Below are 18,092 nucleotides of genomic sequence, written 5' to 3'. Positions count from 1 at the left end.
ACCCCGCCACGAGGACGCACTGACGCGGTCCGAGAGAGGCCAGAGCCGATGTCATGGATTGAGACGGTCGCCGACTGCCCGCGACCTGGCTTCAAGGCGCAGTTGCGTGAGAAGCACGCCTGGTACGAGATCAAGAATGCGGCCAGCGAAGAAGCCGAGCTGCTGCTCTTCGACGAGATCGGCGGTTGGTACGGCATCTACGCCGACGAGTTCATGCAGGACTTGAAGGCGGTCACCGCGTCCAGGTTGACGGTCCGCATCAACTCGCCTGGAGGGTCGGTCTTCGAGGGGATCGCCGTGGCCAACGCGCTGCGGGCACACCCGGCTGAAGTGACCACACGCGTGGAAGGTCTGGCCGCGAGCATCGCCTCCGTCATCGCCTTGGCTGGCGATCGGCTGGTGATGATGCCACAGGCGACCCTCATGATCCACGAGGCGAGCGGTGCGTGCCTGGGCAACGCGGCAGACATGGCGAAGATGGCCGAGGTCCTCGATTTGCTCTCGGACAACATCGCCGACGCCTACGCCGACAAGGCCGGTGGCACCCGCAAGCAGTGGCGCGAGGCCATGAGGAAGGAGTCCTGGTACACCGCCGACGAGGCGGTTGCGGCCGGGCTCGCCGACGAGGTCCTTCGCGACGCCAAGCCCGCCGAGGGCGTAACCGATCGCGCCTGGGACTTGTCGGTCTTCATGTACTCCGGCCGGGCCGACGCGCCTGCGCCGGTCATCACCCCGGCTGCTGAGCCGGTCCAGGCGCACGAGGCGCCGACACATCATCCGTTCGACGCCGAGGCGTTTCGCGCAGCGGTGAGAGGAGCGTTCACGTGACCACGACTATCCCCGCTTCGGCGACCGACCTGGAGGAGATGCTCGCCGACGGGCGTGTGTCCGCCATGTTCGCCGACGGCAAGCCGACCGCCGAGTTCGGCGAGTTCATCCGAGCGTACGCCAAGGCACTGCAGGAGCAGGGCACCGAGCTTGCCGCTCAGGTCCGCGAGGAGACTCAGCGGGTCCTGGCCGAGTACCTGAAGGAGCACGGCACCGAGCAGGTGAACCGGCTCGACCTGGCCCCCGGCAAGCAGGTCAAGGCGTCCTCGTCTGCTCCCGGAACGAAGGTGGACGCCCTGTTCAACTCGCAGGAGGACTTCCTGCGTGCGGTCTGGTACCGCAACAGCGACCCGTCCGCCGTTCAGGCGCAGGAGCAGATCCGAGCCATCCGCAACAGCTTCGGCTCCACCATCCCGGCTGACGGCGGCTTCCTGATCCCGGAGACCCTGCGCGCCAACCTGCTCCAGGTCGCGCTGGAGTCGGCGATCGTCCGTCCCCGAGCCACCGTCATCCCCATGGACAGCCTGCGGGTCCCGCTGCCGGTCGTGGACGACACCAGCCACGCCTCCAGCGTCTACGGCGGCATGATCGGTTACTGGACCGAGGAGGCCGGAGCCCTCTCCGACACCTCCGCCTCGTTCGGCCGCGTGGTCCTGGAAGCCCGCAAGCTGACTGGCTACTCCGAGGTGCCCAACGAGCTGTTCCAGGACAGCGTGGTCTCCTTCGCCGCCTTCCTGAACCAGGTGTGGCCGCAGGCCATCGCCTTCTTCGAGGACTCCGCCTTCTTCTCGGGCACAGGCGCCGGCGAACCGCTCGGCTTCCTGAACGCTCCCGGTGCCGTGGCAGTGGCGAAGGAGTCCGGCCAGGCCGCCGACACGATCGTCTGGGAGAACATCGTCAAGATGTACGCCCGCATGCTGCCGTCCAGCCTCGGCAAGGCGGTGTGGGTGGCGAACATCGACACCTTCCCCGAACTGGCCACGATGGCTCTGTCGGTCGGCACGGGCGGTGGCCCGGTCTGGCTGAACAACGGCGTCGAGGGGCCGCCCATGACCATCCTCGGCCGCCCGGTCATCTTCACCGAGAAGGCCGAGATCCTGGGCGACGCGGGCGACCTGAACTTCGTGGACTTCTCCTACTACCTCGTCGGCGACCGCCAGGCCATGAGTCTGGAGACCTCGCCGCACTACAAGTTCAAGAACGACCAGACGGCGGTTCGGATCATCGAGCGTGTCGATGGCCGTCCGTGGCTGAACTCGGCGATCACGCCGCAGAACGGCAGCAACACGCTCTCGGCCTACGTGAAGATCGCCGCTCGGGCCTGACGTCTATCTCTCCCCATCGGGCCTTCAGCTCCCCGGTGAGGCTTTCCCGGACAGGCATCAACACCCCTTCCGGGCCAACGATCGGCGGAAGACCGCCAGAAAGCGAGTGTGCCAAGTGAGAGGCTTGGGTCGAGTTTTCAACGTGGTGCCCGCAGCGTCGGGTGTCCACATCCCGCTCAAGAATGCGAGCGCCGTCTCCTTCATCACCTACGAGGACGACGGCACCACCATCGCCACCATCAAGGAGTCGATCGACGGAGCGTCAGAGCAGGCGCTCGACTGCGACGTCTACCCGCACAAGGCCCCCGGCGTTGGCGGCACCTGGACCGCCATGGCGGAGCAGGACGACACCCTGGCTCTGGGTGCCGACACCACCAACGACTGCATGGTGTTCACCGTTGACGCATCACAGTTGTCCGCTGGCTTCAACTGCGTCGAAGTGACCGTGGACGGCGGCATCTGCATCGCTGTGCTCCACGATCTGACGGTGCAGCGCAAGCCTGCGAATCTCGCTCGGAACGTGGTCTGAGGAGGCCCTGAATCATGAGTGTTCTCATCCAGGGCTCCCAGCTCCGCGCGCTGCTTCTCGGCGTCCGAGTGGAGCAGCCCGCAAAGACGGTTCCGCAGAACGCGCTGTCCAGCCTTTTCACCATTTCGGGCGGACGCATCCTGCTGACCGGCCTGTACGGCGAGGTGACCACGGTCATCGGCGGTACCACGCCGAACGCGAAGCTGGTCTACAGCCCGACGTCCGGCACGGACACCGACCTGTGCACGGCGACCGCGATCACCTCGGACGCGGTCAACAGCCAGTACAGCCTGCCCGCTGCGGTGGGCTCCGCCTTGAACGTGTCTTCGCAGGTAGGTCAGGTGGTCGCCCAGGGCGGCACCGGCCATGTCCTGAACGCTGGCACTGTGGACGTCCACGTGTCGGCGGCAGACGCAACGGGAGCGATCAAGTGGTCGCTCACGTACATCCCGCTGGACGACGGGGCCAGTGTGGCGGCGGCCTGAGCTTCTTCAAGGCACTACCGAGAAGAAGGGAAGAATGCTGTTGCATGCCGCAGGCACGAAGAACAGGGCAAGGACCATCCCGCAGAAAAGGATCCTTCGAATGCGAGATTCCCATGGCCGATAGCTTCTCACTTCGGTGCGCATGCGACGTGTGAGATCGGCAACCCATGCGGCTTCGCCGTTTCTAGTGGCAGCCTCCCGCCAGGCGGCGTAGACGCGCTGTGAGGCGAAGATTTCAGCACGTGCTTCTAGATCAGGGGTGTATTCACTCGTTCTCGTCGCACGGAGCATCTCCACGTAAAGCTCCGTGCGACGGGTGTTGACGCCCTTATGGAAATCGCCACTGCGAGCTTCGCGCTGGGCCGTCCACGCACTGATGATTGCGATCAGGCCGCTGATCCCTGCTGCGACGACGGCTGCTAGTCCAGCGTCCATCTGCACTCCCTGAGGTTCGGCGCTCTGCACTGAGGCTGCCACCAGGGGATCAGCGGCACAGCGTCGAAGTACGCAGAGTACGCAGAAAGTGGGGGCTACCACATGCAGAAGATCACAAGACACGGCGGACCATCTGATGCCCGGACCGTGCAGAGCAAGGCCGAGGAGGAGCCGTGTCCTGGGAGCAGTTCCTCTCCATCGCCGCAGAATCAGCCGATGAGCGACGAGCCGAACGAGCCCGACGCCCCGAAGCCTGCCCGCACGACGGTGAGCCGCTCGAAGCGGGGCCGGACGGGGAACTCCACTGCAGGTTCGACGGCTGGACCTGGCGTTGACGCCAACTGAGTACGGCCTATCGGGGAGGAGCCATGACGATCAGCACGCCGGTCTACTGCACCCGAGAGGACGTGAAGAACGCCCTCGACGTGAAGCTCACCGCCCGCTCTGATGCCCAGATTGATCGGGCTATCGAGTCGGCCTCCCGAACGATCGAGGGCTTCCTACACCGCAAGTTCCATCCCGAGCTGGCCACCCGGTACTTCGCCTGGCCCAACGGGCAGTACGCCCGGCCATGGCGCCTGTGGCTCAACGCCGACGAGGTCATCTCGGTCACCTCGGTGACGAGCGGCGGTGTGACGGTGAGTCCCTCGGACTACTTCCTTGAGCCGGCGAACTCGGGCCCGCCCTACAACCGCCTGGAAATCGACCTCGATTCCGCGGCCTCCTTTGCCGCGGGCTCGACCCACCAGCGGTCCATCGCCATAACCGGCCTGTTCGGCTTCCACGTCGAGACACAGACGGCCGGAACGCTGGGGGCTGGACTGGATGCCTCGGGCGTCACCGTGAACGTCTCAGATTCCGCATCTGTCGGCGTGGGCGACCTCCTCTTGGTCGGTGAAGAACGCATGCTCGTCACCGACAAGACGATGCTCGACACTGGCCAGAATCTCGGTGGCGACCTGTCCGCCCAAGCAGCCAGCGTGACCGTCCCCGTGTTCACCGGCTCGGCGTTCACGGCGGGGGAGACCCTCCTCATCGGCTCGGAGCGCATGCTCGTCGTCGATATCGCGGGCAACAACCTGACGGTGAAGCGGGCCTGGGACGGCAGCGTCCTGGTCGCACACAGCAGCGGCGCGGACATTTACGCCCCACGCACGCTCATCGTGCAGCGTGGCGTCCTGGGGACCACGGCGGCCTCCCACAGCACCTCCGACACCGTCAGCAGGCACGTGGTGCCCGCCCTGGTGCGCTCCCTGTGCGTCGCCGAGGCGATCAACACCCTGCTCCAAGAGGGCAGCGGCTACGCCCGCGTCGTCGGCTCTGGCGATAATCAGCGGGAAGCTGCTGGCCGAGCCCTCCGCGACATCCGCGAGCAGGCATACACCGCCTTCGGTCGCAAGGCCAGATCCCGAGCTGTCTGATGGACATCGACATCGACACCACCACGAGCGGGCCGGTCTTCAACGGCCAGGCTCGTGCTGCGGTTACGGCCTTCATTGATGAGGCCGAGGAAGAAATCGCCCGCCGTGGCGTCAACATCGTCCGAGCCGAGCTAGACCACGTCCTACGCAACCCAACGGGCTACTACGAGAGCCAGATCCAGACCGATCGGGTGGCGGGTGACTCGGTCGTCACGGACGGCGGCGTCGTCTACGGCCCCTGGCTGGCGGGTGTGGGATCCCGGAACGCCCCGGAGACTCGGTTCGCTGGCTACCCGCACTGGCGGCTGGCCACCCAGCGGCTCCAAGCCGAGGCGGCGGACATTGCCGAGAAGGTCCTCCCCCAGTTCATCCGACGCATGGAGTAGTCATGTCCTTGGACGCCGCGAGCATCCTGGACGCCGTGGTGTCTCATGCCGCAGCGTCTGGACACTTCGAGCGGGTCAACGGCTTCGAGCCGACCAATGCTCCCGGCAATGGCCTCACCGCTGCCGTGTGGGTGCAGGAGATCGGCCCTGTCCGCTCCGGCTCCGGGCTGAGCGCGACCACTGGCCGCCTGGTGCTGAACCTGAGGATCTACGCCTCGGCGCAGCAGGATCCCCCGGACGCGATCGACCCGGCCATGCTCGGGGCGGTGGATGCCCTCATGTCCGCCTACAGCGGGGACTTCGAACTGGGCGGCAACGTCCGCAACGTGGACCTGCTCGGCCAGGCGGGCGTGACCCTCTCAGCACAGGCGGGCTACCTGCCGTTGGACGGTGCCACCTACCGCGTGTACACGCTCACCATTCCGCTCATCGTCAACGATCTTTGGACTCAGAGCCCCTAGGAGGCAGACGTGAAGCAGTCCGGCCTCGGAGACCGGCTTCTGGTCGCAGGCTTCGACCTCTCGGGCGACATCAACAGCCTGGGCAGGATCGGCGGTGGTCACACCCCGATCGAGGTCACCGGCATCGACAAGTCCGCGATGGAGCGCATCGGCGGTTTGCGGGACGGGGCCATCGAGTTCACCGCCTACTTCAACCCGAGCACCGACCGGGCGCACGAGCGCTTCTCGGCACTGCCCACCTCGGACCAAATCGTCACGTACCTGCGCGGCACCACCCTGGGCAACGCGGCAGCCTGCATGGTGGCCAAGCAGATCAACTACGACGGCAGCCGGGGCGACGCGGGAGAGTTCACCTTCGACGTCCAAGCCCTGGCCAACGGCTACGGCCTGGAGTGGGGGACACAGCTCACCGCAGGCGTCCGGACCGATACCACGGCGACCGACGGCAACTCCATCGACTTCGGTGCGGCCACCTCGTTCGGCTTGCAGGCGTACCTGCATGTGACCGCCTTCACCGGCACCTCGGTGACCGTGAAGCTGCAGGAGTCGAGTGACGACGGTGACGCCGACTCGTGGGCCGACGTGACCGGGGGAGGCTTCACCACGGCGACCGCTGTGACCTCCCAGCGCATCACCACCGCGCAGGATCAGACGGTTGAGCAGTACCTCCGCGTCGTCACGACCGGCACCTTCAGCACTGCCTCGTTCGTGGTCGTGGTGGTCAAGAACGAGGTTGCATTCTGATGCGGCCCATCAGCAGAATCACGCCTGCGCTCCCGGTGCACGCCTACCAGACCTACCAGGTCGTTGCTCCGCCCTCGACGCACTGGAGGCCCGCCACCTGCGCTGAGGTGGACTGCGCGGCCTACCAGCAGGGGTGGAAGTCCGTCGTCGACGAGACCTCAGACCTGGGGCAGCGGCAGGCGCACTACATCCGCCGCGAGTCCGGCCGCAAGTTCACCGAGACCCGGAACGAGACCGGGCTGACTGTCTTCGAGTTCGAGGCCGGGCAGCGGTGCTTCGCTCTTCACCAGGTGCGTCTCGACCGGCCAGAGGTGTACCTCGTACGAGCCGGCGACTGGCGCAGCAACCCCACCGGCCAGGTCCGCAGGCATGTCAACGCAGCGGACTGGACCGAGGACTTCGCAGAACACCAAGGCCGTTTGGCCACCGTCATCGAGAGGGGCTAGCGGTCATGGACGTCCTGGAGCACCTCAACTACCCGCACAAGCCGGGACGCCTGCCTGGCTGCCCCGCCTGTGAGGCTTACTGCCACTGCACCGAGCACCACGACGAGGACTGCGATCACCCGCACGATGGTCGCCTCCATCACACAACCCGCTGCGTCTGGCTCGGCCACAGATAGCACCATGCTGCGCATCAGCAGGAGAACGTCGTAGCCGATCACTACGGTCGGTTCATGATTCCTCCCGCCGAACCACGCCCCGAGGACACCAAGCAGTGCACCCGCTGTGGTGAGACCAAGCCGCGCACGGAGTTCTATGAGACGGGGAAGTCCGAGGGCAAGCTCAAGTCGTGGTGCAAGGCGTGCTGCGCCGAGATGTCACGCAAGTGGACCGAGAACAACTCTGAGCACGTCAAGAAGTACCGCCGCCAAGTGGACCTGTTGAGAACTTACGGTCTCATGCCGACCGATTATCTGTACCTCCTACAGCAGCAGGGTGGCGTTTGCGCCATCTGCGGCCAAGACGAGCACGGCAGCGAGAGCATGTCTCGCCTCGTAGTCGATCACTGCCACAAGACGGGCAAAGTGCGGGGCCTGCTCTGCCGAAAGTGCAACAGCGCGATCGGCTTTTTCGACGACGACCCTGAACGGTGCGTCAGGGCAAGCAGCTACCTGAAGAGAGAAGGTGGGTCCGTTGACCAAGGAGTCGGGCCTGGGCTGGAGCGCCCTGTCCGTTGATGATTCCGGGGGGAATGTCTGTGACATCCGAAACGATGTGACCTCGTTCGAGTTCGCCACGCCGCGAGCCGTCCAGGATGTGACAGGCATCGACAAGAGCGCCATGGAGCGGCTGCTTCTGCTGGCCGACTTCAGCATCACGCTCAACGGCGTCTTCAACGACGACGCGAGCAAGTCGCACGCCGTCCTCAAGACGGTGCCGTCGTCGAGCGTGGCCCGTACGACCACCATCACCGTGTCGGGGCAGACCCTGGCCCCCGAGGTGCTGTACACCGACTACTCGCTTGAGCGCGGTGACGATGGCTCGCTGACCTGGTCCGCGCCGGGCGTGCTGTCGAACGGCACTGTCCCGACCTGGTCGTGACCATGGGATACAAGCGACCGGCGAAGATCTACAAGCTGGTCTTCGCGGAAGACGACATGGCGGGCCTAGAGGTCAAGGCCCGCTCCATGTCCACGGGTGACCTGCTCGACATGGCCCCGCTGCTCGACCTCAAGCTGTCCGCCTCGCCTACGGCCGAGGAAATGGAGAGCATCGCGGAGCTGCTGGAGCGGTTCGCCGACGTGCTCGTGTCCTGGAACCTCGAAGACGAAGACGACCAGCCTGTCCCGGCGACCCTGGAAGGGCTGCTGGACCAGGACATCGACTTCGTGATGCGGATCATCATGGCATGGGCCGACGCGGTCAGCGGAGTGCCCGCCCCTTTGCCGGAGCCGTCGCCAGGTGGAGAGCCGTCCCTGGCGGCGTCGATTCCCATGGACGTGTCGTAACCAAGCCTCGCGAGCTGGAGAACGCCCAGTGGGTGCTGGCCATGTGCCAGCGCTTCGGCTGCCTGCCATCCCAGCTCCTCGCCGAGGACGCCTCGTTCCTGCGCCTGCTTGCTCTCGAAGAACTCGCAGCCGACCCGGAGGTGTAGATCATGGCGAACGAAGTCACGATCACCGTGGTCGGCCATGACCGCACGGGCACCTTGTTCTCCGGCGTCGCGGCCAAGGCCAACGCCGCCTTCTCTCAAGTGCGCCAGTCGCTCCGCTCCCACCTGGACGGGACGGCGAAGGACGCGGACGAGGCGGGCAAGTCCATCGGATCACGGCTCATGTCGTCCGTGGGCAGTGCGGTGTCAGCCGGAGCCGGAGCGATCCGAGACGCGCTGAGCACAGGCTTTGAGATGGCCTCGAAGTCCGCTGGGCCGGTCTTGATCGGCGTTCTCGGGGGCGTGCTGGCGGCGGCCGGTCCGACGCTCGGCGCGGCACTCGGTGGCGCGATCACCCTCGGACTGGGGGCTGGGTTCGTCGGCATCGGGGCGATGCTGCTCCTGCAGAACGAGAAGATCCGGGCCGAGTTCGCCAAGACCGGCAACGAGATCAAGGCGATCATGACCGACGCCGCCAAACCGCTGCTGCCGGTCTTCCAGGAAGCCTGGTCCGGGGTGAAGCGCCTGGTCCAGGAGTTCAACCCGATCTTCAAGCAGGCGTTTCAGGATGCCCAGGGGCCGCTGAAGGAGTTCACCTCTCAGTTGCTCGGAGCCTTCCGGGAGCTGAAGCCCGCCGTTCAGCCGATCATGGACGCCTTCACCGGGCTGCTCGGACAGATCGGCCCGCAGCTGAAAGGCGTATTCAAGGACATAGCGTCCTCTTTGACCGATCTGTCCCGAGTTGTCCTGGACAACAAGACCACCATAGCGACGCTCTTCGTCGGGCTCCTCCAGGCCATACCCGCCGTGATCAGCGGGATCTCTGGGCTGGTCAGCCTCTTCGGCACCATGCTCGGCGTGGTCAACAACGTTAACGTGGTCTTGACCAGGGTCTTTGTCGGAGCGACCACCGCCGTGCTCGGCTTCGCAGAGCGGCTCCTCACCGTGCTCCGCAGCGTCGGCGAGGCCCTTGGCAATGTGCCCGGCATGGAGGACCTCAGTCGGAAGCTCGTGGCTGGGATTGACCAGGCCATCGGCAAGGTTCAGGAGTGGAAGAGGGCAGCTCAGGAGGCCGGTAAGGCAGTCGAGCTGAAGGCGAACATCTTCGACCTCACCCAGAAGCTCGACCAAGCCAAAGCCGCTCTCGCCGACCCCAACCTCACCAAGGAGCGGCGTGCCGAGCTGAACGCTGACATCGCCAAACTGCAGGTGGCTAAGGCGAAGGCTGTCGCCGAGCTGGGCGACCCGAAGCTCACCAAGGAATACCGCTCCTCGATCACCACTGAGATCGCTGAGCTGCAGTCGCGGCTGGCCACGGCCAAGAAGGAACTGCAAAACCCAGAACTGACCAAGGAGCGCAAGTCGAGGCTGAACGCTGAGATCTCTCAGCTGCAGGCTCAGGTAGCCACAGCCAAGGCGGCGCTCGCATCCATCCCCAACAAGACCGTCACCGTCACTGTCCGGACGGTCGGCGACACCTCGATCTATCGGGCCGGGAACGCCCAGGCGTCTACGCGGGCGCGTGGGGGCATCATCGGCGCTGCCGGGGGCGGGCCTCGTTCCAACATGACCCTCGTCGGTGAACAAGGCCCCGAGCTGGTGCGGCTGCCGTTCGGCTCCACGGTCATCCCCAACGGCCAGTCCGAGCGCATGCTGCAACAGGGCGGTAGCGGCGGTGGCGTGACGGTGAACCTGTACGTGCAGGGCTCCATCCGCAGCGACCGCGAACTGATCTCCCTTGTCCGCGACGAGATCCTCAACGGCGGCTTCCGGGGAGCACTGGCCAACGCGTGAGCCGGCGAACCGCTTGACCATCACCACGAAGGAGGCTTTGTGACACTCGTGGTCGTCAACCAGGGCGAGGAGGATCTCCTCGATGCCATCCTGGCCGTGAACTACACCCTGCGCCTGCACAAGAACGACGTCACCGACGGGCTGTCGGCCGGGCAGATCGAGGCGCTGACGGAGTCGGACTTCACCGAGGCGGACTTCACCGGGTACTCCTCCAAGGCCCTGACGGGCGGGAGTTGGACGACGACGCCGGGGGATCCGTGTGTGGGCGTGTACGTCCAGCAGACCTTCACCTCCACGGCCGACCAGTCCCCGCAGGCGTGCTACGGCTACTACGTCACCCGCGCCTCGGACGGGGCGCTGCAGTGGTTCGAGGACTTCTCCTCGCCGCTGACGATCGAGTTCAACGGGGAAGGTATCGCGGTCACGCCCCGGCTCACCCTCGCGGACACGGGGGACGCGTGAACCCAAGAGAGCGGGCCGAGGCCATCAAGGATGTGTGTGCTCGGGACTGGCGGGACAAGAAGACGCCGGTCATCGAGAAGGCTCGGGGACAGCAGCGGCTGGAGTTCTACCGGGAGCCGGACTTCATCTACGACAAGGACGGCCAGATCGTCGGTGTGGACGCCTGGGTGCGTCTGTACGGCCCCGACGGCAGGGAGGTGAGGGTTGACCCTCACCGCCGCATCGTGAACCCGCCTACGGTCCCACGGTCCGGCGTCCAGGAGGTGGATGCGGGGCGGAGGAACGATCGAGGCCAGCCCATTAAGGATCGCACCGTAACCCCGGATCCCCTCGCCGCCTTCTATGAGGCCGTCTGGGATTCGGTGGAGGGTGCTCCGAACGCGAAGGGCTGGCGCACCCGAGGCACAGTCACCACAGTTTTTGGGCACACTGACGACGGATATTTGGATGCCAACGGAGCTTCCTATGCGATAGCCAGGGCTGGAACAGGAACTTTTACCGGCAGCGAAGTTGGTTCTCTTATCTGGACTGGACAGTACAGTACGGTTCGTATTGAGCAGGGTTTTGTCATCTTTGACACCAGCTCAATTACAGACACTGACGTCGTCTCCTCTGTTGTCCTCGAAATGTACCTGGCTACCGACAATTCGGTGACGGATTTCGTTGTCGAGGCGCGCGAGACGGTGGATTGGGGCATCACCATCGAAGGCGCGGACTACATCCCCGGCGACAACCTCGGCGGTCTAACGCTCTTGGCTTCGATCTCGACTGCCGGTATAGGGGCGACAGGCGCCTACAAGGCGTTCACGCAAGAATCGGCGTTCAACACCATGACCGGCATGAAGACCGACTACGTTTTCATAAGCCTTTCGTCCAGTAGAACCAGGCTGGGGATCGCCCCTTCGGGTAACGAAGACGTGGCCTGGAGTTCGGCGAACGCTTCAGGGACCACGCAGGATCCCAAGCTGACAATTACTCACTCGGCCCTTGTGGTCGCTCAGGCGCTGCCTGTGTATCAATCTCGCCCGAACAGGATTTGGAGGCTCCACTGATGGCCAGGATCTTCACCATCCCGTGGACTGGCACCATTACCAACACGGGTGGCAATGCCGACCTGTGGGAGGTCCTTCCTGGAGACGACTATCCCATACGGGTCCGAGGGGTACGGCTCGGCCAGACCTCGGAGTTGGGGGACACCGCAGAGGAGAGCCTGCGCATCTCCATCGTCCGAATGGGAGCGACGATTACCAGCTCGAACGGTACGGCGGGTGCTCCCGAGACCGTTGGCCGCCCCGACCAGACTCCAGCATTCACCTGTGAGACCAATGGAGCCACAGTCGCCACGACCACCGGCACCACGGACATCCTCGAAGAGATGAGCTGGAACATTCGCAACAGCCCCTTCGAGATCTGGTACCCGGACCCGGACTTCGCCCCCACCGCCATCCAGGGCGAAGGGCTGTTCGTGCGACTGCAGTCCACCGTCGCCGACGACATCACCTTCGCCGGAACGCTCTGGGTCCAAGAGGGCTGACCTGATAGAACGGAGGACCGATGCCGAACACCGTCGTCTTCCGGCAGCCGTTCCGCAAGCGGGGTCAGGCATGGCTCCCGCCCTCACGGGCCATCACGCTCATCGGCGACGTAACCGGCTCTGGCGGTGTCACCCTTGGCGGCGCGGCTGACGTCCAGTTCACCAACGTCGTCGGTTCCATCACCGGCTCCGGTGGGATGGTCCTAGGCGGTACGGCCACGGTCGTTCACATCCATCGGATCGGCTCGGCTGTCGGCTCGGGTGGGGTCGAAGTCGCCGGCTCAGGCAACACGATGTTCAAGCACAGCGGCCAGGTCGCTGCGGACGTCGTGGTGGAGTGGGACTTCGACAACGACGGGGACTTCTCCGAGACCGTCGAGGACATCACGCCGTACGCCCTGTCCCTGGAGACGTTCACCGGCCGCGACTGGCCGTCCCTGCTCACCGGCAAGGCCGGGCCGGGCAAGTTCCGGGCGACGCTGCGGAACGACGACGACCGGTTCTCCTACTTCAACACCAGCTCGCCGCTGAACACCTCACCGCGCAGCCTGAAGACCGGCCGCAAGGTACGAGTCCGCATCGCCGGGGCGGCCAACGCCGACCCCACCCTTGTCGTAAGGGACCGCTTTAGGCGGGCGGATGGAGCCCTGGAGGCCGATGAGACCGGCAAGCTCTACTCGGAGCCGCTGACGGTCAACAAGGTGCAGAACCCGAGCTTCGAGACCAACGCCACGGGGTGGACCGCTCAGGGCGGCAGCACCATCACCCGAGTGACCAGCATCGCCCAGAGTGGCTTGGCATGCCTGGAGATCAAGCGGGCGTCCGCCAACCCACCGTTCAACCTGTACGGCCCCAAGTGCACAGGCGTGGACTCCGGGGCCACCACGGGCGACACGGTCGTCATCTCGGCATGGGTTTACATCCCGGCCGCTTCGTACCCCAAGCTGACCCTGATCGTCTTCGGGGCGGCGGGCGTGGACTACGCCTCCGCCGACACAGAGGGGCTGGCTCCGGACACGTGGACCCAGATCTCACGCGTGGTGACGCTTACGGGCACTCTTGACGACATCGACATCCAGTTCTGGACCGACGACACCCATGCGAACGGGGATGTGGTCGCCTACGTGGACAACGTCACCGCCACCGTGACGAACTGGGCCGTGACGAGCAATCGTGCGGTCGCCACGGACGAGGGCGGAACCCATCTCGCTGTCGTCGATGCGGGCACCGCGGACTACTACGTCCAGGCCCGCATCGTGACTGTGGGCACCACAGCTAACCGCGTCGGTGTGGTCTATCGGTATGTCGATGCCGATGACTACAGCTTGGCTCTCGTCAGCGTCCCTGAGAGAGCCCTGTACCTGATCGACGTGGTCGGCGGTGTGGAGACGGTCATCGCGGGTCAAACCTTCGACGTGTACAGCGGGGTGACCGTCGGCGTGCTCGTTGAGGGCGCCACGGCTACCGTCTACCGCGAGGGCGTCGCAATCGCGTCAGGGACTGCGATCAACCCATCCGCCGAGCTGGTGGGCCTGTACGCCGAATGGGCCACAGGAGATGATCGGCCGGAGGTCGCCGACTTCGCAGTGTGGGATGGACTGCCTACCGAGGTGACGGGGATCCTGTGGACGGGTGATGTTGCCGAGTTGGTGGGCGGCGTTGAGGCCGGTCCGCGCAAGCTCGCGACCGTCAGCGGTGAAGGGCGCCTGTCCCGGCTGGCGACGCAGAGGGTCGTACCTCCGATCAGCATCAACGGCCAGAAGACGGGCCTGCTCGTGGGGAATGTTCTGGCAAGCGCCGGTCTTCTGCACCCTCCGGGCAGCATCGATACGGGCGACATCACCACCGGCACCGTGGTCATGTCGGAGACGTCGGCCATCGATGCCGCCAGGTCTTTCGAGGAGACGGAGTACGGCTTCCTCTACGAGATGCAGGAGGGCCCTCTCGCCTTCGAGGCTCGGTCCGCGCGTGATTCCAGGACGTCTCAAGCCACCTTCACCGACGCTCCGGACGGCAAGTACGGCTATCACCGGCTAGAGCCTTACGACTGGCGGCGAGAGGTCTTCAATCGAGTTGTCGCAGGCATCACCCCATGGGAACCGGGCGAGGCGACGACTCTGTTCACGGACGCTGGCCCGTACTCACTGAGCCCTGGCGGCACGCAGACGATCCAGGCCGTCTACAACTCCGGGACCGCCACTTGGGCGGGACATACCCGCAAGGTAGCCACTCCAGCAGCTCCGTCAACGCCAGAGATCATCACCCAGTCTGGGGTTACGACAGGCTCCATCAGCATCAGCATGCCCGCCACTGTGAACACGGGGGATCTGTTGCTCATCATCAGCAACCTCCAGGGCGTTGATGACGCGCTTTCGGCTGTTGGATGGACGTTCCTCTACAACTTCGCATACGCGAAGGTCGCCGCAGGTGACGAAGGCGGTACCACCATCGCAGTCAACGCGATCAATGACGAGTACGCGATACAGGTGTGGCGTATCACAAGTTGGTACGGCTCTCTCAGCGGTGGTGTGGAAATGTCCTCCAGCTCGTTCGCCTTCGGAGACAATCCGAATCCACCGAATTACAGCCCTACCTGGGGATCCGAGCCGACTCTGTACGTCGCGGCATACGAGGCGTTCTCTCCCTCCAGTAACCCCAGCCAGATTTCTGTCCCCGCTGGGTATACCAGTGGCGCATATACTGAGGCTGGGAGCGGAGCCTATCGAGGAGTCGGGTCGGCGTATCGGCAACGCACTGGAGTAACGTCCGAGGACCCGGGCGCATTCTCTACGAGCGGCTGGCAGAACACTCTCGCTTACACGATGGCCATTCGCGGCGGCGTTGGGTCCCCGACAGTCATCACCGAAAGCGTTCCCTCTGGGGCCGACGGCACATTCGCAATCGGTTATGTGGCCAGCGTTGGCGGCACAGCTCAAACGCACTACGACATCGAGGTCATAGGCAGGCCGTTAGTGCAGGGTGAGCCCGTGCTGGTACAGGCGGATGACCATGATTCCCAGGACGACCACAACGCCATCCGGACCTACACCAACCCGGCGAACCTGTTCCGCTCAATCGCGGACGCGCAAGCCTACGTGGACCTGGTCCTGTCGAAGCACGCCGATGACCGGCCCATTCTGTCGCTGAGCTTCTACGCGACCAAGAGCAAGGCGTATCGGAAACAGGCGTACACCCGCCGCGTGGGCGACAAGATCACACTGACCGCCACCAACAACGCGGGCATGGGCATCTCTCGCGATTTCTTTATCGAGTCCATCTCGCACAAGTTCTCCCACGGCAATCGCCTCTGGGAAGTTACCTGGGAGTTGTCTCCCGCTTAGTCAGAGGGGGATTCCATGACGGAGATCATTGCTGCCTGCGTGGGCCTGGCCGCTCTCGCGGGCGGCGTCGCGGTCATCACCAAACTGGTCAACTTCTTGAAGAAGTTGAGCGACGCGATCGACGATTGGCAGGGCGAACCTGATCGGCCCGGCGTCCCCGGACGGCCAGGCGTGATGCAGCGCCTAGAGAAGATCGAGGCTCAGCTCAGGCCGAACGGCGGGCACTCCACCCGAGACGTGGTCAACCGGGTTGAGCAGACGGTACGCCGCGTGGAAGACACTCTCGCAGCTAGTCTTGAAGCTCAGCGCGGCGACACTAACTAAAAAGACCCCCGCCTTCCTCTGGAGGGCGGGGGTCTTTTGCGTCTTACTGGCCGCCACTCATCACGTCCGCGACCTCTAGCAGCTCGTCCGAGTTGTGGGCAGCCAACCACTCATTCAGCACCCATGCCGCCGCGTCCGCAGGCATGTCAACTTCCGTGAAGTCCTTCTCCGACCACACTTTTACCTTCACCATCGTTTTCACCTTCATGTCTGGCGTTGATGAGCGGGGGCCGTCGGTTGGCGGCTGCGGAGACGGCCCCCGCTCGGGGCCTCGGGCGGGGAGTCGAGGCCCCCTTCCGGCGTGAGGGCGTCACCGTCCCAGCCGGGGCCTAGGAGCCCATCCGGGCGTTCGCCGGCGCGGGCGTCGTCATCATCAAGTGCCTCACGAGGGGATGCAGGCTCACTGCAGAACACAGACGCAAGGCACGGTCACCAACATCCCGCACTCCTCATCGAGGTGGACGAGTTGCTTGGAGCCGAAGCAATAACGACAACCGAGTCGGGACCTAACCCACTGGTCAGCCCACACCTTGTGCTCCCAAGCGGGTGGAGGCGGAGGCGGTTCTTCGTCCCGTCCTCGCTCTGCAGGCTCGTTGGCGCCCCCGACCCAACCACGCCCACCGCAGAACTGGCAGGCGAGAAAGAGGTCGCCGAGCCGGATTCCGGAGCGACCCAGACATTCTGGGCACGGGATGGGATCGGTCACCTACGCCCGGTCCCGTTGCATGCCGTGCACTTCACCCACTTGCGCTCCTTGCCCTTCTTGCCGTTCATCTCGATCCACTCGCCACCCTGTCCCATGCATGTGCCGCAGATCGGAGGGGGGTCATCATCGTCACCCCGGCCCATATTCTGACGGTACGCCTCGCATGAAAAATTCTGGAGCGGCGCGAGACGCATGACGAGGCGGCGGGGGATGGATTCCGTGACTACAAGCATGATCGGCTCCGTTCGTTCTCATATCAGCTAGCTGCGGGCTCGTGGCTCCCGAAGGCGCCAGGGCCCATTTCAGGGATAGGTCGCGCTCGGCACGAATTTGACAAGGCGACCCCTGGTTGCGGTTCTGTCGCAATCCAGTATTCATTGGCGATGGGCATGGCCTTCACCTTGATGATCTGATTTCTGCAGAACTGGCAGGTACTGCTCTCTGGGATCGGCTGAGGGATAGGAGTACCTGGAGGGGGGTACATCGATTCATCCCTCCTCGATGAACTGAGCAAGGACCGCCAACTGTTTAGTGAGTTCAGTGGCGAGGCGGGTGCCACTTGGACACCGAACAGTCCGAACGACACCCGCTTCGCGCATTTGGGCGGAGAGGTCGCGCTTCAGAATGCCGAACCACTCGACCTTGTCGGGACGATGCTCATAGGAGATGTCCCACTCGGGAAAGATCAGGCGCAGCAGGACGAGTAGACGCTCCGTCAGATCTGGATGTAGCGGAGTTCTCTGGACAATCGCAAAAAGAACTCGCTGTGCTGTCTCCAGGATCTCGTCCAATTCGTCGTCGCTTAGCATGCGGCCTCCTCGCGGTGGAGCTGTGAGAGGAACTCTGCGAGCAGTTCGCCGGCTCGTCTTTGAGCCGTCTCCTCCGAGACGAAGGGCCCTTCGTGGTCGCGCGCACCGGAGGGGCCAGGCAGCTTGGGGTGCAGGGTAGGGCCACGACCACCGAGGTCAATGGTGAAAGCCCAGATGTCTCCGACCCAGCCGTACACGTACCGGTGAGGCAAGGTCGCCCGGGACTCCCACCGGATGTCCAGGGCCGTCATGACGAGATCACCAGGTCGGTCAAGCCGATCAAGCGCTGACAGCGGCCGCGACATACTCCCCATAGGCGGCCATTTAGCGCCCCACTGACGGCCACGAGGTTCCCCGCGTACGGCCAGATATCTCCCCGGTTCGCCCCGTCCAGACCCGGACGGTGATCATCGT

Annotated in this window: 21 protein-coding genes; 18 read left to right on the top strand and 3 right to left on the bottom strand. The window is 64.6% G+C overall.

The window, feature by feature from the left end; all coding sequences use genetic code 11:
* The first annotated feature begins 48 nt into the window (after nt 1–48).
* From ABD331_RS23705 to ABD331_RS23690, 4 genes are all read left to right on the top strand, one after another.
* Complete coding sequence (locus ABD331_RS23705; RefSeq protein ID WP_344478373.1) at nt 49–828, top strand: head maturation protease, ClpP-related; 780 nt, start codon at nt 49–51, stop codon at nt 826–828.
* Nucleotides 825–2,153: a phage major capsid protein gene (locus tag ABD331_RS23700; protein WP_344478368.1), complete on the top strand. Its 1,329-nt coding sequence runs from the start codon at nt 825–827 to the stop codon at nt 2,151–2,153. The genes ABD331_RS23705 and ABD331_RS23700 overlap by 4 nt, the downstream gene beginning before the upstream one ends.
* 142 nt (nt 2,154–2,295) lie before the next feature.
* Nucleotides 2,296–2,682 (top strand): hypothetical protein, encoded by a 387-nt coding sequence (locus tag ABD331_RS23695; protein WP_344478364.1) that lies wholly within the window; start codon nt 2,296–2,298, stop codon nt 2,680–2,682.
* Nucleotides 2,683–2,696: 14 nt separating this feature from the next.
* The gene (locus ABD331_RS23690; protein ID WP_344478361.1) at nt 2,697–3,167 is read left to right on the top strand and encodes a hypothetical protein; all 471 of its coding nucleotides are present in this window, start codon (nt 2,697–2,699) and stop codon (nt 3,165–3,167) included.
* A 6-nt stretch (nt 3,168–3,173) separates the two neighbouring features.
* Here the strand turns inward: ABD331_RS23690 and ABD331_RS23685 are convergent, their stop codons facing one another.
* Nucleotides 3,174–3,602, bottom strand: coding sequence for a hypothetical protein (locus tag ABD331_RS23685; protein WP_344478359.1), 429 nt, complete (start codon nt 3,600–3,602; stop codon nt 3,174–3,176).
* 368 nt (nt 3,603–3,970) lie between these two features.
* Here ABD331_RS23685 and ABD331_RS23680 point away from each other — a divergent pair, with 368 nt between their 5' ends.
* From ABD331_RS23680 to ABD331_RS23615, 14 genes are all read left to right on the top strand, one after another.
* The gene (locus ABD331_RS23680) at nt 3,971–5,023 is read left to right on the top strand and encodes a hypothetical protein (protein ID WP_344478356.1); all 1,053 of its coding nucleotides are present in this window, start codon (nt 3,971–3,973) and stop codon (nt 5,021–5,023) included.
* On the top strand, nt 5,023–5,409 hold the full coding sequence (locus ABD331_RS23675; RefSeq protein WP_344478354.1) for a hypothetical protein: 387 nt from the start codon (nt 5,023–5,025) through the stop codon (nt 5,407–5,409). Before ABD331_RS23680 ends, ABD331_RS23675 begins: the two co-directional genes overlap by 1 nt.
* Nucleotides 5,410–5,411: 2 nt before the next feature.
* The gene (locus ABD331_RS23670) at nt 5,412–5,870 is read left to right on the top strand and encodes a hypothetical protein (RefSeq protein WP_344478351.1); all 459 of its coding nucleotides are present in this window, start codon (nt 5,412–5,414) and stop codon (nt 5,868–5,870) included.
* 9 nt (nt 5,871–5,879) lie between these two features.
* A complete protein-coding gene (locus ABD331_RS23665) occupies nt 5,880–6,614 on the top strand; it encodes a hypothetical protein (protein WP_344478349.1) in 735 nt (244 codons plus the stop codon).
* Nucleotides 6,614–7,060, top strand: coding sequence for a hypothetical protein (locus ABD331_RS23660; protein ID WP_344478347.1), 447 nt, complete (start codon nt 6,614–6,616; stop codon nt 7,058–7,060). The genes ABD331_RS23665 and ABD331_RS23660 overlap by 1 nt, the downstream gene beginning before the upstream one ends.
* Nucleotides 7,061–7,290: 230 nt before the next feature.
* Complete coding sequence (locus ABD331_RS23655) at nt 7,291–7,794, top strand: endonuclease VII domain-containing protein (protein WP_344478344.1); 504 nt, start codon at nt 7,291–7,293, stop codon at nt 7,792–7,794.
* Nucleotides 7,795–7,831: 37 nt separating this feature from the next.
* On the top strand, nt 7,832–8,158 hold the full coding sequence (locus tag ABD331_RS23650; RefSeq protein ID WP_344478342.1) for a hypothetical protein: 327 nt from the start codon (nt 7,832–7,834) through the stop codon (nt 8,156–8,158).
* Nucleotides 8,159–8,160: 2 nt separating this feature from the next.
* On the top strand, nt 8,161–8,565 hold the full coding sequence (locus ABD331_RS23645; RefSeq protein WP_344478340.1) for a hypothetical protein: 405 nt from the start codon (nt 8,161–8,163) through the stop codon (nt 8,563–8,565).
* Between the two features lie 149 nt (nt 8,566–8,714).
* Entirely contained in the window at nt 8,715–10,502 is a 1,788-nt protein-coding gene (locus ABD331_RS23640; protein ID WP_344478338.1) for a hypothetical protein, read from the top strand.
* 39 nt (nt 10,503–10,541) lie between these two features.
* Complete coding sequence (locus tag ABD331_RS23635; protein WP_344478336.1) at nt 10,542–10,964, top strand: hypothetical protein; 423 nt, start codon at nt 10,542–10,544, stop codon at nt 10,962–10,964.
* Complete coding sequence (locus tag ABD331_RS23630; protein ID WP_344478334.1) at nt 10,961–12,016, top strand: hypothetical protein; 1,056 nt, start codon at nt 10,961–10,963, stop codon at nt 12,014–12,016. The genes ABD331_RS23635 and ABD331_RS23630 overlap by 4 nt, the downstream gene beginning before the upstream one ends.
* Nucleotides 12,016–12,498 (top strand): hypothetical protein, encoded by a 483-nt coding sequence (locus ABD331_RS23625; protein ID WP_344478332.1) that lies wholly within the window; start codon nt 12,016–12,018, stop codon nt 12,496–12,498. Before ABD331_RS23630 ends, ABD331_RS23625 begins: the two co-directional genes overlap by 1 nt.
* Nucleotides 12,499–12,518: 20 nt before the next feature.
* Nucleotides 12,519–15,839 (top strand): carbohydrate binding domain-containing protein, encoded by a 3,321-nt coding sequence (locus tag ABD331_RS23620; protein ID WP_344478330.1) that lies wholly within the window; start codon nt 12,519–12,521, stop codon nt 15,837–15,839.
* Nucleotides 15,840–15,854: 15 nt separating this feature from the next.
* Nucleotides 15,855–16,163 carry a hypothetical protein gene (locus ABD331_RS23615; protein WP_344478327.1) on the top strand — a complete coding sequence of 103 codons (309 nt, stop codon included), beginning with the start codon at nt 15,855–15,857 and terminating at the stop codon, nt 16,161–16,163.
* Between the two features lie 43 nt (nt 16,164–16,206).
* Here ABD331_RS23615 and ABD331_RS23610 read toward each other — a convergent pair whose 3' ends face one another.
* Both ABD331_RS23610 and ABD331_RS23605 read right to left on the bottom strand, forming a co-directional pair.
* The gene (locus tag ABD331_RS23610) at nt 16,207–16,371 is read right to left on the bottom strand and encodes a hypothetical protein (protein WP_344478325.1); all 165 of its coding nucleotides are present in this window, start codon (nt 16,369–16,371) and stop codon (nt 16,207–16,209) included.
* A gap of 986 nt (nt 16,372–17,357) precedes the next feature.
* The gene (locus ABD331_RS23605; protein WP_344478322.1) at nt 17,358–17,678 is read right to left on the bottom strand and encodes a hypothetical protein; all 321 of its coding nucleotides are present in this window, start codon (nt 17,676–17,678) and stop codon (nt 17,358–17,360) included.
* Nucleotides 17,679–18,092 lie beyond the last annotated feature (414 nt).

Origin of the sequence: Nonomuraea monospora (assembly GCF_039531895.1) — a bacterium.
Lineage (GTDB): Bacteria > Actinomycetota > Actinomycetes > Streptosporangiales > Streptosporangiaceae > Nonomuraea > Nonomuraea monospora.
The sequence above is the reverse complement of the archived record's forward strand: the minus strand, read 5'-3'. Positions and strand labels throughout refer to the sequence as shown.